Origin of the sequence: Vibrio sp. 10N.237.312.B06 (assembly GCF_041464685.1) — a bacterium.
GTDB classification, from domain to species: Bacteria; Pseudomonadota; Gammaproteobacteria; order Enterobacterales; family Vibrionaceae; genus Vibrio; species Vibrio tasmaniensis_A.
This window is the reverse complement of the sequence record NZ_JBFSPI010000007.1, coordinates 62,233-76,304: the sequence shown is the minus strand read 5'-3', so window position 1 is coordinate 76,304 and position 14,072 is coordinate 62,233. Positions and strand designations below refer to the sequence as shown.

The 14,072-nt window shown below is 45.1% G+C and carries 13 protein-coding genes; 7 read left to right on the top strand and 6 right to left on the bottom strand.

Annotation, left to right across the window (positions count from 1 at the left end; genetic code table 11):
• Nucleotides 1-12: 12 nt before the first annotated feature.
• Nucleotides 13-639, bottom strand: coding sequence for a uracil phosphoribosyltransferase (gene upp, locus AB6C75_RS03445; RefSeq protein WP_009847387.1), 627 nt, complete (start codon nucleotides 637-639; stop codon nucleotides 13-15).
• 169 nt (nucleotides 640-808) lie between these two features.
• On the opposite strand from upp, the gene purM reads away from it, so the two are divergent.
• Both purM and purN read left to right on the top strand, forming a co-directional pair.
• Nucleotides 809-1,849, top strand: coding sequence for a phosphoribosylformylglycinamidine cyclo-ligase (purM, locus tag AB6C75_RS03440; protein WP_372106886.1), 1,041 nt, complete (start codon nucleotides 809-811; stop codon nucleotides 1,847-1,849).
• Nucleotides 1,850-1,969: 120 nt separating this feature from the next.
• Nucleotides 1,970-2,656, top strand: coding sequence for a phosphoribosylglycinamide formyltransferase (gene purN / locus AB6C75_RS03435; RefSeq protein WP_372106884.1), 687 nt, complete (start codon nucleotides 1,970-1,972; stop codon nucleotides 2,654-2,656).
• A 135-nt stretch (nucleotides 2,657-2,791) separates the two neighbouring features.
• Here the strand turns inward: purN and AB6C75_RS03430 are convergent, their stop codons facing one another.
• Together AB6C75_RS03430 and lpcA are read right to left on the bottom strand one after the other, a co-directional pair.
• Nucleotides 2,792-3,637, bottom strand: a complete 846-nt coding sequence (locus tag AB6C75_RS03430; protein WP_009847389.1) for a class II glutamine amidotransferase — start codon at nucleotides 3,635-3,637, stop codon at nucleotides 2,792-2,794.
• 67 nt (nucleotides 3,638-3,704) lie between these two features.
• Complete coding sequence (gene lpcA / locus AB6C75_RS03425) at nucleotides 3,705-4,280, bottom strand: D-sedoheptulose 7-phosphate isomerase (RefSeq protein WP_009847390.1); 576 nt, start codon at nucleotides 4,278-4,280, stop codon at nucleotides 3,705-3,707.
• 592 nt (nucleotides 4,281-4,872) lie between these two features.
• Here lpcA and fadE point away from each other — a divergent pair.
• Nucleotides 4,873-7,338 carry an acyl-CoA dehydrogenase FadE gene (gene fadE, locus AB6C75_RS03420; protein ID WP_372106881.1) on the top strand — a complete coding sequence of 822 codons (2,466 nt, stop codon included), beginning with the start codon at nucleotides 4,873-4,875 and terminating at the stop codon, nucleotides 7,336-7,338.
• Between the two features lie 190 nt (nucleotides 7,339-7,528).
• Here fadE and AB6C75_RS03415 read toward each other — a convergent pair whose 3' ends face one another.
• Together AB6C75_RS03415 and dnaQ are read right to left on the bottom strand one after the other, a co-directional pair.
• Complete coding sequence (locus AB6C75_RS03415; protein ID WP_372106879.1) at nucleotides 7,529-8,776, bottom strand: TIGR03503 family protein; 1,248 nt, start codon at nucleotides 8,774-8,776, stop codon at nucleotides 7,529-7,531.
• Between the two features lie 9 nt (nucleotides 8,777-8,785).
• Complete coding sequence (gene dnaQ, locus AB6C75_RS03410) at nucleotides 8,786-9,553, bottom strand: DNA polymerase III subunit epsilon (RefSeq protein WP_009847393.1); 768 nt, start codon at nucleotides 9,551-9,553, stop codon at nucleotides 8,786-8,788.
• A gap of 56 nt (nucleotides 9,554-9,609) precedes the next feature.
• On the opposite strand from dnaQ, the gene rnhA reads away from it, so the two are divergent.
• Entirely contained in the window at nucleotides 9,610-10,074 is a 465-nt protein-coding gene (gene rnhA / locus AB6C75_RS03405; protein ID WP_009847394.1) for a ribonuclease HI, read from the top strand.
• A 56-nt stretch (nucleotides 10,075-10,130) separates the two neighbouring features.
• Here rnhA and AB6C75_RS03400 read toward each other — a convergent pair whose 3' ends face one another.
• A complete protein-coding gene (locus AB6C75_RS03400; RefSeq protein WP_009847395.1) occupies nucleotides 10,131-10,916 on the bottom strand; it encodes a class I SAM-dependent methyltransferase in 786 nt (261 codons plus the stop codon).
• A 53-nt stretch (nucleotides 10,917-10,969) separates the two neighbouring features.
• Here AB6C75_RS03400 and gloB point away from each other — a divergent pair, with 53 nt between their 5' ends.
• The 3 genes from gloB (at nucleotide 10,970) to AB6C75_RS03385 (ending at nucleotide 14,053) form a co-directional block, all read left to right on the top strand.
• Entirely contained in the window at nucleotides 10,970-11,728 is a 759-nt protein-coding gene (gene gloB / locus AB6C75_RS03395; RefSeq protein WP_009847396.1) for a hydroxyacylglutathione hydrolase, read from the top strand.
• A 70-nt stretch (nucleotides 11,729-11,798) separates the two neighbouring features.
• Nucleotides 11,799-13,370, top strand: coding sequence for a LysM peptidoglycan-binding domain-containing protein (locus AB6C75_RS03390; protein WP_017100795.1), 1,572 nt, complete (start codon nucleotides 11,799-11,801; stop codon nucleotides 13,368-13,370).
• Entirely contained in the window at nucleotides 13,367-14,053 is a 687-nt protein-coding gene (locus AB6C75_RS03385; protein WP_012604590.1) for a YIP1 family protein, read from the top strand. The genes AB6C75_RS03390 and AB6C75_RS03385 overlap by 4 nt, the downstream gene beginning before the upstream one ends.
• The last annotated feature ends 19 nt before the right edge of the window (nucleotides 14,054-14,072 follow it).

Sequence of the window (14,072 nt, the reverse complement as noted above, 5' to 3'; positions counted from 1 at the left end):
ACCGAAACTGAATTACTTAGTACCGAAGATCTTATCACCAGCATCGCCAAGACCAGGAACAATGTAGCCCTTGTCGTTTAGCTTCTCATCGATTGCAGCAGTGTAAAGCTCAACATCTGGGTGCGCTTTTTCTAGTGCAGCGATACCTTCAGGGGCAGCAACAAGTACCAGTACTTTAAATACTTTACAGCCTTGCTCTTTTAGAAGGTCAAGAGTTGCAATCATAGAACCGCCAGTTGCTAACATTGGATCAACCACTAGAGCAATACGCTCATCAATGTTAGATGCTAGCTTGTTGAAGTATGGTACAGGCTCTAATGTTTCTTCGTCACGGTAGATACCCACGACACTGATTCGAGCACTTGGCATATGCTCTAAAACACCATCCATCATGCCTAGACCTGCACGTAGGATTGGCACTACTGTTACCTTTTTACCTTTAATTTGGTCAACTTCTACTGGGCCGTTCCAACCATCAATAGTTACACGTTCAGTTTCAAAGTCTGATGTCGCTTCGTATGTTAGAAGGCTACCCACTTCTGTCGCTAGCTCACGAAAACGCTTAGTACTAATGTCACCTTCACGCATCAGGCCAATTTTATGTTTTACTAGCGGGTGTTTCACTTCAACAACTTTCATTTCCAACTCCGGCAATATTTAAACAAACCTGTAGATTATACACGAACTGTGGGGTTATTTCAGAATCTTTATTCTAATAAAAAAAACCGCGCAAACGTTTGCTCTTCGTAATCAAGCCCTGTTAGAATAGCGCCGTTTTCACATCCAACTTAAGTTCGAGGACTATCCCGTGAGTGGTAATACTTCTTCTCTAAACTACAAAGACGCTGGTGTTGATATCGACGCAGGTAATGCACTAGTAGACCGTATTAAAGGTGCTGTTAAACGCACTCGTCGCCCTGAAGTAATGGGCGGTATTGGTGGCTTTGGCGCCCTATGTGAACTTCCAACGAAATATAAAGAGCCGGTACTTGTTTCAGGTACTGATGGTGTTGGTACTAAACTTCGCCTTGCTTTGGATCTGAAAAAACACGACACCATTGGTATCGACCTAGTGGCAATGTGTGTGAACGACTTAATCGTTCAAGGTGGTGAGCCGCTATTCTTCCTAGACTACTACGCAACAGGTAAGCTAGATGTAGATACAGCAGCAGATGTTGTTTCTGGTATTGCTGAAGGCTGTGTTCAAGCAGGTTGTGCACTGATCGGTGGTGAGACTGCTGAAATGCCAGGTATGTACGAAGGCGACGACTACGATGTAGCCGGCTTCTGTGTTGGTGTTGTAGAAAAAGCTGACATCATCGACGGTACTAAAGTAGCTGCAGGCGACGCACTTATCGCTGTAGGCTCAAGTGGTCCACACTCAAATGGTTACTCTTTGATTCGTAAAGTTCTAGAAGTTTCTGGTGCTGATAAGAGTGAAGAGCTAGAAGGTCGCACTATCGGTGAACACCTACTAGAACCAACTAAGATTTACATCAAATCGGCACTTAAGATGATTGCAGAGCATGACATTCATGCTATCTCGCACATCACAGGTGGTGGTTTCTGGGAAAACATCCCACGCGTACTTCCTGAAGGTACTAAAGCAGTGATTGATGGCAAGAGCTGGGAATGGCCTGCTATCTTCAACTGGCTACAAGAGAAAGGTAACGTGGAGACATTTGAAATGTACCGCACTTTCAACTGTGGTGTAGGCCTAGTTGTTGCTCTACCTAAAGATCAAGCAGGCGCTGCTGTTGAACTGCTGAAAGCCGAAGGCGAAAACGCTTGGGTTATCGGTGAGATCGCAAACGCTGAAGCTGGCGAAGAGCAAGTTGAAATCAAATAAGTGATACGCTCACTTACTTAGTTAATCAATGAGGACCTTATGGTCCTCATTTTGCTATTTGGCCCACAGAAAACCTTAGTTTATGTAGGTACATTGTAAACAGTTCAGTTAATCAATCGCATGACCCACTCTATGAAAAACAGCCATTCTATGAATAACAGTCACACTAAGAAAAACATCGTCGTTTTAGTCTCAGGAAGCGGAAGTAACTTGCAAGCAATTTTGGACGCCTGCGAGAGCAATATGATTGATGCTTCAGTTAAAGCTGTCTTCTCAAATAAAGCAGAAGCTTTTGGTTTAGAGCGAGCGAAAACCGCGGGTGTTGACGCACATTCTGTGAACCCAAAAAACTATGGTTCACGTGAAGAGTTCGATCATGAATTGATGATTCAGATCGATGCTTACCAACCCGATTTAATCGTACTTGCGGGATACATGCGTATCTTGAGTTCAGAATTTGTTCGTCACTATGCCGGTAAAATGGTCAACATCCACCCTTCCCTGTTACCTAAATACCCAGGCCTACACACCCACCAGCGTGCCATTGATGCACAAGACAAAGAGCACGGTACAAGCGTCCACTTTGTTACCGAAGAACTTGATGGTGGCCCTGTAATCTTGCAAGCCAAGGTGCCGGTATTTGAAGATGATGATGCTGACATGTTAGCAAGCCGAGTACTGACTCAAGAGCACTGTATTTACCCGATGGTTTGTAAATGGTTTGCTGAAGATCGTTTATCGATGGTAAACGGGAGGGCTGTCTTAGACGGTGAAACATTAGGTACACACGGTTACGCAGAAGAGTAATTAATAAGGTTGTTCTCCCAGAGTAAATCACGGAAGAATAAGCCTTAAAAAACAGAAAACAAAAAGGCCGCTCACTGACTTATTAGTACAGTAAGCGGCCTTTTTTAATCAGGACAAATAATAGTATCGACTAGATTAGCTCAATGGTTCAGTAGGCGCTTGGCTTGCCACCTTCTTCGGAGCATAAGCGACATCTTCCAACGCTTGGTGGTTGTTGCCAATTAACTCTCCAAAATGAAACAGCGCGTATTCACCCGGCTTCATTCTAAACCACTCTTCATTGTCTGTTAGAGGCTGAGTTGCGACGACGGTTACCACATCATTAGGCGTGGTCTCTTCTTGGAAGTTAATCTCAACATCTTCATCAATCAGGCTCGCGTTACCAAAAGGAGCTCGTCTTGTTATCCAGTATAAATGGTTCGTACAGTAGTTCATCACGTACTCACCGTCACTGAGCAACATATTGAAAACACCTTTCTCTCGTAACTGGTCACAGCACTCAGCGACAAAGCGAAACATACCTTCCATATCTTGAGGAGGTTCAGGAAAACGGTCTTCAAGTTGTTTCAACAACCAACAGAAAGAGAGTTCGCTGTCCGTCTCACCGACAGGTCTGAATCGACCACTAATCAGATCATCATAATCCGTTAGTTGACCATTGTGAGCAAAGGTCCAGTATCGTCCCCAAAGCTCACGAGTAAAAGGGTGAGTATTTTCTAGATTAACGCCACCACGATTGGCTTGACGGATATGACTGACAACAGCTTGGCTCTTAATTGGGTAGTTTTGAACCAACTCAGCGATCTTTGATTCACAACTAGGATTAGGGTCTTTAAATGTACGAAAACCCTTTCCCTCATAGAAAGTAATACCCCAGCCATCACGATGTGGACCAGTGTTGCCTCCACGCTGCATAAGGCCAGTAAAGCTAAAACAAATATCAGTTGGCACATTCGCGCTCATACCGAGCAATTCACACATGGTTTAATCTACTCCCTATTTAAACCAATGGAGCCACAAACCTAGGCTCCAAATATCTGTAAAACTATTATTCCATTTCTTTTTCAACAAGCTGAATCACAATGTGGATGATCTTAATGTGAATCTCTTGGATGCGATCAGCGTAGCCAAAGTGTGGGACTCGGATTTCGATATCAGCACAACCTGCCATTTTACCGCCATCTTTACCGGTCAGCGCAATGGTTTTCATCCCTTTAGCTTGAGCAGCTTCAATCGCTTTTAGGATGTTGCCAGAGTTACCTGAAGTCGACAAACCAAACAACACATCGCCTTTACGACCGACGGCTTCTACATAACGAGAAAATACGTGGTCGTAGCCAAAGTCGTTACTCACGCAAGACAGGTGACTCGGATCTGAAATCGCAATACCAGCAAAGCCTGGGCGATTTTCGCGGTATCGGCCTGTTAGCTCTTCCGCGAAATGCATTGCATCACAGTGTGAACCACCGTTACCACAAGAAAGCACTTTGCCTTCTTGCTTGAATGAATCTGCAATCATTTTTGCAGCAGCTTCAATTTGAGCAATGTTATGGTCATCACTCAAGAACTTGTTCAGAACGTCAGCAGCTTCGTTCAATTCACTTTTGATTAGGTCTTGGTACATTTGGCATATCTCTTATGTTTTTTGAAGCAACTTAAAGTGCGTGAAATGAGAATTGAGGGTTTTCCCCTCTTTATACTGAGTTTACCCACAAACATGAAATAGTGTCGACACTTAAGCCCAAAGATTGCCACCTTTATTAGGGTCTGTTGACCTTTCGAGCTGATTTTTGCAGATCTTTGTGGGAAATTTATACAAGGCAGAGGCTTTGACGTGTAGCTAGCCTACATGAAAAGCCAATAACGCAGTAGAAATGAACCACAAAGGCTGCCCGAAGGGTTCGGCTAAAATCGTTTTATGCTTTGTTGAAGAATAATTGCTTAGAATGACTAGGCTACATACTCTTCGCCGCACCTAAAACGATTTTATCTCGAACAAAATTGAACCACGAAGATCAACAGCCCCTAACCTCCCATTGTCGATCCGTCCAAATATTCACCACCAACCTCTCACAATTAGAACTTTAACTCTATTGAGATCACTTTTTATTCACTTTGGAGTTTTACAAATATTTAATATTTTGTTTACACTTGACTGGTTAGACCTCTTACCTAAACTTAATAACAATAAGTGATCTCTGAAAAGGAAATCGATCATGAACATATTGCTCTCCCTACTCGGCATGACAGCCATCTTAGGCGTCTGTCTTTACCATAGAGTTAGTCTGGTCCGTGCGTTAATTGTGTTAACCGGCGCAATGGTAGCATTAACCCTGTTTGGCAGCGTGGAAGTCACTGGTTGGCTTTGTTATCTATTGGCCATAGCGATCTTTGCTGTACCAGCAATTCGCCAGACCCTCATTAGTCAAAAAGCACTTTCTTTGTTTAAGAAGGTTCTACCAGCAATGTCTCAGACGGAAAAAGAGGCATTAGAAGCAGGCACTGTATGGTGGGAAGCAGAGCTGTTCAAAGGCAAGCCTGAGTGGAAGAAGCTTCAAAACATTGCGGATCCAAAACTTTCTGAGGCGGAACAAGCGTTTTTAGATGGCCCAGTAAATACAGTATGTGAGATGGTCAACGATTATCAAGTGACACATGAACTTGCCGATTTGCCACCAGAAGTTTGGCAGTACCTGAAAGACCATAAATTCTTCGCCATGATCATCAAGAAAAAATACGGCGGTTTAGAATTCTCAGCTTACGCTCAGTCTTTAGTTCTACAGAAACTAACGGGTGTTTCGAGCGTATTATCCTCAACCGTTGGCGTACCTAACTCACTAGGTCCTGGTGAGCTATTGCAGCACTACGGTACAGAAGATCAAAGAAACCATTACCTGCCACGCCTAGCTGAAGGTAAAGAGATCCCTTGTTTCGCACTGACCAGTCCAGAAGCTGGCTCAGATGCTGGCTCAATCCCAGATTACGGCGTGGTGTGTAAAGGTCAATGGCAAGGCGAAGAAGTATTGGGCATGCGCCTAACTTGGAACAAACGTTACATCACTCTAGCGCCTGTCGCGACCGTTTTAGGCTTAGCCTTTAAACTGAGAGACCCAGAAGGTCTGCTTGGTGACAAACAAGATCTTGGCATCACCTGTGCTCTTATCCCTACCGATTTAAAAGGCGTAGAGATTGGTAACCGCCACTTCCCACTCAACGTGCCTTTCCAAAATGGTCCGACTCAAGGTGATGACATCTTCGTGCCTATCGATTTCATCATCGGCGGCCAGAAAATGGCAGGACAAGGCTGGCGTATGTTGGTTGAATGTCTGTCGGTTGGTCGTGGTATCACACTGCCTTCAAACTCAACCGGTGGTATTAAATCTGCAGCATTAGCAACTGGTGCTTACGCTCGTATTCGTCGTCAATTCAAACAACCCATTGGTCGCATGGAAGGGGTTGAAGAGCCACTGGCACGTCTAGCAGGTAACGCCTATGTAATGGATGCAGCAAGTAACCTGACGGTTGCGGGTATCGATCTTGGTGAAAAGCCTTCGGTTATCTCAGCAATCGTGAAGTACCACTGTACTCACCGTGGCCAACGCAGCATCATCGATGCGATGGATATCGTCGGCGGTAAAGGCATTTGCTTAGGCCCATCGAACTTCCTCGCTCGTGGTTATCAAGGCTCACCAATTGCAATTACGGTTGAAGGCGCAAACATCCTGACTCGTTCAATGATCATCTATGGTCAAGGCGCGATTCGCTGCCACCCTTATGTTCTGAACGAAATGGAAGCGGCTTATTCGGAAAGCAGCGATGCACTTGATAAGTTTGATTCAGCATTAGCAGGACACGTTAGCTTTACTATGAGTAACCTAGTCCGCAGCTTGTGGTTTGGTTTAACCGACGGTCGTGGTTCAGATGCTCCAACACCATCCAATAAAACGGATAAGCAGACACAGCGTTACTACCAACAGCTGAACCGCTACAGTGCTAACCTAGCGCTACTGTCTGATATTTCAATGGCTGTATTAGGCGGTTCACTGAAACGCAGAGAGCGCCTGTCAGCAAGACTGGGGGATATCCTGAGTCAACTCTACCTAGGTTCAGCAACACTTAAGCGCTTTGAAAGCGAAGGTAGCCATGCTGAAGATCTCCCATTAGTCCATTGGGGTATGCAAGACAGCTTGCGTCAAACTGAAGTCGCGATTGATGAGTTCTTGGCGAACTTCCCTAACCCTGTGATTGGTCGACTACTTCGCGTTGTGTTAATGCCATTTAGTCGTATCCGTCGTGCACCAAACGACAAACTGGATAGCCAAGTCGCGCACATCCTACAAACACCAAGCGAAACACGCTCTCGTATCGGCCGTGGCCAATACTTGGAAGCAACGGAATACAACCCTGTAGGCAAGATTGAAAAAGCGCTAGAGGTGATTCTTCAAGCTGAACCTCTGTTTGATAAGGTTTGTAAAGAAACACATCAAAAACGTGCTTTCTTACGACTCGACCTTGTCGCTCAGTTGGGACTTGAGAAAGGTATCTTAACGCAAGAAGAAGCAAATCTTCTGATTAGCGCTGAGGAACATAGACTGTACACAATTAACGTTGATGACTTCTCACCAGAGGAGCTTGCAGCAAAGACTCAGTACCCAGACCAATCGATTGATAACGTCGCTTAAGGTCAGAGAAACAAACAAAAACGGGACTCCTATGAGTCCCGTTTTTTTATTCATCACTTCATTGTCACAAATTTTAAGGCTTGCTCTATCGAGGCTTGTTCTATCTAAGTTTAGTCTCTCGAGGTTTGTTGCCCCGACGTCTACTCACTCAAGACAACAATCTCAAGACAACTCTAGGGATGCAGACGAGTTACTTAGGCGCCTTGAGCTGCATCTCAGGTAGCGCTCTCTTCTTCGCTGTGATTTTACGTATTACAAACCAAATCAGTAAGCCCAATAAAATCGCAGCCACATTACCTACCGCTATAATCATTATGCTGCGCTGCCTGTCATCTTCTCTTTTTTGAAGAATCATTAATTTTTCAGCAATACGTTTCTGCTCAGCAAGAGCTTCCTCTTGAAGACGTCGAGATTCTGCTAGGTCTATCTCTTGAACAACGCTGTACGACTGCTCGGTAATCGGGAAGATCAGTGGACGCTGGCTTGACGCATCGGTGGCATAAACCATCCCCGACCAAGTGTAAATTCCCAAATCATCATTATAAGGCAACGTTAAAGACACTTTCATCGCATCAGCTTCGGCTTGGCCTTGCTTATACATCACATACCCATCAAGGGCTTTATACTCAACGTGAGCTGCTAACGAGCTCGGTGCAATCATACCTGGCTCGCCAGATGCCACGACGGTATGAGATAAGCCTTCTTTGCGAGACTGAATGAAGGTGGTGGTGATTGGCGTTGGGTAAACCAAGACCTCTTGCTCTTGCGCTCGCAGGAACACACCATTACCAGAAGTAATTCGAGCTCGATATTTACCAGGCTCAATGTCCATTGGCAACGATACCGTGAATACACCATCTCCCGCTTTTTCGTCAAGATCAACGCCATCATCGGCAAATTCCCCCATGACAACCGGAATTGGCCGCGCTTCTCTCACTAAGGACTCTTCGTTTTCGACGAACTTAGTGAATGTTACTTTAAGCTTCACACGGTCAAGAAAGTCACGCAGCACAAGCGGCTTGCCATCGGATGTCAAACGAGCGGTAAATTTAATGTGTTCGGTTTGGTACAACTTGTCTGGAAATTCATTGGCGTCTAAAACCAGATGAGATAAAAGTTTGATATTATTTTTAGGTGAGACTTTACCTACCGCTTGCCAGGGACCCGGCATCGGATTGTCGATAGAGATAATATCCATTGACGATTCTTGGTACCAACGGACATTATCAGCATGACGCAAAGCGTGATACTTCTTGCCATCAGGACGAACCAAGACGACGGGTTTAGAATTATCGGCTCGATAGATTACAAAAGTAACTTGCTCGATGCTGGGATCAACTCGAAAGCGATTATCCAATAAACTCATTACAGATTCTGTTGCTGCGTGTAAGCCAAAGCTCAAGAGCAATAAACAACCGGTAGCCAATACCCTTAACATACTTTCTCCCTACTGACGCCAGAGGCAGCTTCCGCTTTTCTCGACGAGGTCTAAACGACTTTGATGCGCTTCTACTTCATCGGCCGTAGCTCGCAAAACCTTTAGGGATTTTCGACCACTTTCTGCTCTTCGTATGCTTTCGCCTTCGCCTTCTTGTTGGCCAGCGTTAAATTGCAGCGAAGTTTGCCCACCTGTCATCAATAAGTAGACGTCAGCTAGAATCTCCGCATCGAGCAATGCGCCGTGAAGAGTACGGTGTGAGTTATCAATACCATAACGGTCACATAAGATATCTAGATTGTTTCTTTTCCCTGGGAATATCTTCTTCGCCATCGCCAAGGTATCGGTAACTTTACAGTAGTCATCCGTTTTACCTATCGCAGGGTTAAGTTTCTCAAACTCATAATCCATAAAGCCCGTATCGAAGGGCGCGTTATGAGCCACCAGCTCCGCACCTTTAATAAAGTCGAGAAACTCTTTATGTATGTCTTGGTATTCTGGTTTATCAATCAAGAATTCATCGGTAATACCGTGAACGCCAATTGCCTCTTCTTGAATCGCACGATCGGGCTTGATATAGACGTGAAAGTGACGCCCAGTCAGCCTACGGTTGATGATCTCTACTGCACCAATTTCAACGATGCGATGTCCCATATAGTGGGGGCCACCCTCTGTATTCATACCGGTGGTTTCGGTATCGAGTACAACGATGCGTTTGTTTTCATTCGAACTGTTTTTTTCGTTCGTGCTTTGTTCTGGAGTGCTACTGGTATTCATAAGGATAACTGTGTCAGACTATGCCGATAATGTGCTTGAGGTAATAGTATCAAATCATGACGAAACAAGTTGAAATTTTCACTGATGGTTCTTGTTTAGGCAACCCAGGTCCTGGCGGCTACGGCATCGTACTTCGCTACAAAAAAGTAGAGAAGACGCTAGCCGAAGGTTTCACCTTAACCACCAATAACCGCATGGAAATGCTCGCCGCTGTTGTGGCTCTCCAAGCCCTCAAAGAGCCTTGCTCTGTCATTCTGACCACAGATAGCCAATACGTGCGTCAAGGTATCACCCAGTGGATTCACAACTGGAAAAAGCGCGATTGGAAAACAGCCGATAAAAAGCCCGTTAAAAACGCAGACCTGTGGCAAAGACTCGACAAAGAGACGGCGCGCCATAGCGTTGATTGGCGCTGGGTTAAGGGGCACGCGGGGCACCGAGAAAATGAAATGTGTGATGATTTAGCTCGAAGTGCAGCTGAAAACCCGACCCAAGAAGATACGGGATATCAGCCAAGCTGATCATTTTCTTAAAGGAAATGTCAGTATCTAAAACAGATATAGCAATGGAAAGCCGACTATGAGTCGGCTTTTTCTGCTTTTAACGGATACGAAGTTTTAGCGGAGTCCAAGGTGCGACGCGTATTGGTTCTAAAACTGGCTCCTACAGGAGAGAAGCGTCGCTTAAGGTGCCAATGTGGCTTGATAGGCTTAAGTGGATAAGTACGTTTACGAGCAACAATAAAGTATTGGCTACCAGCGAACGATGCACAGCTGCCTAAGCTGTTCTCCAACCACGTCCACATCGCTTGGTATTTACTCATAGGGAACAACGCGTAGGTGTCACAATGAATCACTTCATAATTAAGTACGCCTAGCCAATCTTTAATTCGGTTTGGCGTGTACATACGTCCACTCCATGGCAAGCTGTTCTTTCGCCAAGGCATCAAACTGGCAAGCCCAGTCACACTAAAAGGGTTAAAGCCGGTGATAATAATATAGCCATCGTCCATCATTACTCGGTCGACTTCCCTCAATAGCCGGTGTGGGTCGTTGCTATAATCTAACTGATGACTCAGCACCACAACATCAAAGCTTTTCTCTAAAAAGGGTAAATTATAACCATCTGCTATCACATTATGTAATGGGTTCTGGATATCTAGGTTTACTTGATGTTGAATGTTGCATGTGCAGCTAGAAATCTCACTGCTGAGGCCACCAAGTTTGAGCATATGGTAACCAAATAGTTTTGGGCACCACTCATCAAGTCGAGTTTGAATAGATTCTCTCAACCAGTCCCCATTGTGCAATTGTGCCCAAGTATAAGGACGCTCAAACTTCTTTCTGCTACGTGCTGGCTTCATCAATAATCTGTCTCACTTATTCTGTCTCACTAAAAGTGACTGGAGAACCAATAATGTTACATATCAAAAGCATACCTGCATTTAACGACAATTACATCTGGCTGATTCAAAATAGCGATCGCCGTTGTGCTGTCGTCGACCCTGGTGATGCAGCTCCAGTATTAGAGTACTTAGCACACCATGAGCTAACTTTAGATGCAATCTTGATTACGCACCACCACCACGATCACATTGGTGGCGTGCCAGAGCTGGTAAGACAATTCCCTGGCGTGGATGTCGTTGGCCCCAAAAATGAACCTATCCCGACCTTAACGCATCCCGTTGATGACGGTGACCAATTAGAGCTGTTTGGCGAAGTATTCCTCGTGCTAGGGCTCAGTGGGCACACCGCTGGGCACATTGGTTATGTTGGTGATGCCAAACTGTTTTGTGGCGATGTACTGTTTTCAGCTGGTTGTGGGCGAATCATGGAAGGCACACCACAGCAGATGTTTGATGCATTGAACAAGATCACAGCACTCCCACAAGAAACCGAGGTTTACTGTGCTCATGAATACACGGCAGCCAATATCGCTTTTGCACTGGCTGTTGAGCCTGACAACCAACATTTGCAACAATACCGCGACCAAGTGAATCGGCTTCGAGCTCAAAATAAGTCGACCATCCCCACAAATTTAAGACAAGAAAAGTTTGTTAACCCCTTCTTACGCTATACAGAACCAAGTGTAGTGAAATCAGTATCTAATCGTACCGAGCAGACCGATCCTTTATCGGTTTTTACCGCTTTACGTGCGTGGAAGAACGAATTTTAACAAATACAGGCTTGTCACTCATAGGGAGTGGCAAGTATTATCATCGGCCGTTTATTAAAAAGGCTGTAACATGCGAGTTAAGTACAGCTGGGCTTTGGTACTACTACTTTCTGGTTGCCAATTAACTCAGTCAGAGAATCCAGACCAAGCTTCCGAGCAAACCAACACCTCCCCTACTAAAGAAGTTTCTCAAGCGAACGTTTCATCGGGAGCGATCCAAGAACAACCAAAAGTTGAAACACCCGTCGTTACTCCACAAACACAGCAAGATGTTTGGAAACGTATTGCGATGCAACTTGAAATGGAAGTGCCGGACCAAAAGAAAGTCGACTACTACCGCACTTGGTACCTCAAGCACCCTGGTCATCTAAAAACTGTATCAAAACGCGCTGAACCTTTCCTTTACTTGATCACAACTAAGATTGAAGAAAGAGACTTGCCTTTAGAGCTGGCCCTGTTGCCCGTCGTTGAAAGCTCGTTTGATGCATTTGCTTATTCTCACGGTAGCGCTGCTGGACTATGGCAGTTCATTTCGGGTACTGGCAAAGCTTACGGACTAGAACAAAACTTCTGGTACGATGGCCGCCGTGACGTAGCCGCTTCAACCGACGCTGCATTGGATTTCTTAACCGACCTGAACAAACGTTTTGATGGGAACTGGCAACACGCAATCGCTGCCTACAACAGTGGCGGTGGTCGTGTGAACAGCGCAATCCGTAAGAACAAGAAGCTGGGTAAGCCAATCGACTTCTTCTCTCTAGACTTACCAAAAGAGACCAGCAGCTATGTACCTAAGCTACTTGCACTGGCCGACGTGATTGCCAACCAAGAAAAGTATGGCATCGATATCCCTGCGATCCCGAACAAGGCAGTACTGACTCTGGTTAACCCAGACGAACAACTTGATTTAGCCATTGCCGCAAGCTACGCCGACATTCCTGTCAAAGAGCTGCAAGGCTACAACCCAGCTTATAACCAGTGGGCAACGGCACCAGAGAAACACCAACAATTATTGCTTCCTCTAAGCTCTGTTGAGAAGTTCAACAAAGAAGTGGCAGCCAATAAAGGCAAAGGCATGAAGTTGGTGCGCTATAAAGTGCAATCTGGCGATAGCATCAGCGTACTGGCGAGTAAATACAACACCACCAGCAAAGTGATCCGCTCTGCAAACGGTTTGAGCAACAATAATATTCGTGTTGGTCAGCACCTATTTATTCCAACATCAACCAAAGACGATAAGACATACGCACTAAGCGCTTCAAATCGCCTAGCAAGCACACAGTCAAAGAGTCGTGGTCAATATAAGCTTAGCCATACCGTAAAAAGTGGTGATAGCCTATGGACGATTGCGCGCGCAAATAAGGTATCTCACCAATCACTGGCTAAGTGGAATGGCATGGGACCACGTGACACACTTAGAATTGGTCAAGAACTGGTCATTTGGAAGAATAGTTCAGACGGTGCCATCATCCGTACTGTCTTTTATAACGTAAGATCAGGTGACACAGTCAGCGGTATTGCATCAAAGTTCAAAGTAAAAAGCGCAGATGTTGTAAAATGGAACGCTTTGCAGAACAAGAAATACCTACAGCCAGGACAAAAACTGAAGCTGTATGTTGATGTAACTAAGGTAAGTGTATGAACCCGTCAAGTAACCCACTCGTCATGCTGTTGGATATATTCCGTTCACCAACAGCTTGTTTCTTAGCGCTTTATCAAAGAAGTGCTTGGGGATGGCAACCCTACGTCGTATTAATGCTCAGCCCATTCTTATTTTGGGGAGCCTATTTTTCGAATGTAGATTTTGCATGGTTAAGTGCTGAGTTGTCACAGCAACTGGCTCAAACAAACCCTGACCAATTGGCGTTACTTGACAGTAATACTCTACTCGCGAGTGAAATCATCAGTGATGTATTCGGCCGTACGTTAACCATCATTCTGTTGGCATTTTGGTTTAACCTAGCAACAAAGCCAAGCCAACACCAACATAGCTTTTGGCGATGGTTTGCAGCCGCATCGGTAGTGATATTCCCTGCCGTTCTAGGCGATGTAGCAAGCTACGCAAGCCTGATACTCAAGCACGGGCATGTGATGAGCTACGCGGCCGACTTGAACAGCTTAAACGGCTTAATCAAGTTGCCACTAACCAATGATTGGTCGCAATTTGCCAGCTCATTACCACTGTTGTTGCCTTGGTACATTGTATTGGGTTATGCAGCAGTATTAACTTGGACGGAGTTTGAGCGTGGTCAGGCACTGGCCATCTCTGGTTTGCCATGGGTTGGCTATTACCTAATCTGGGCTCTCTACATTTTAATCTTTTAAGCTGAATAGATAAAAACAA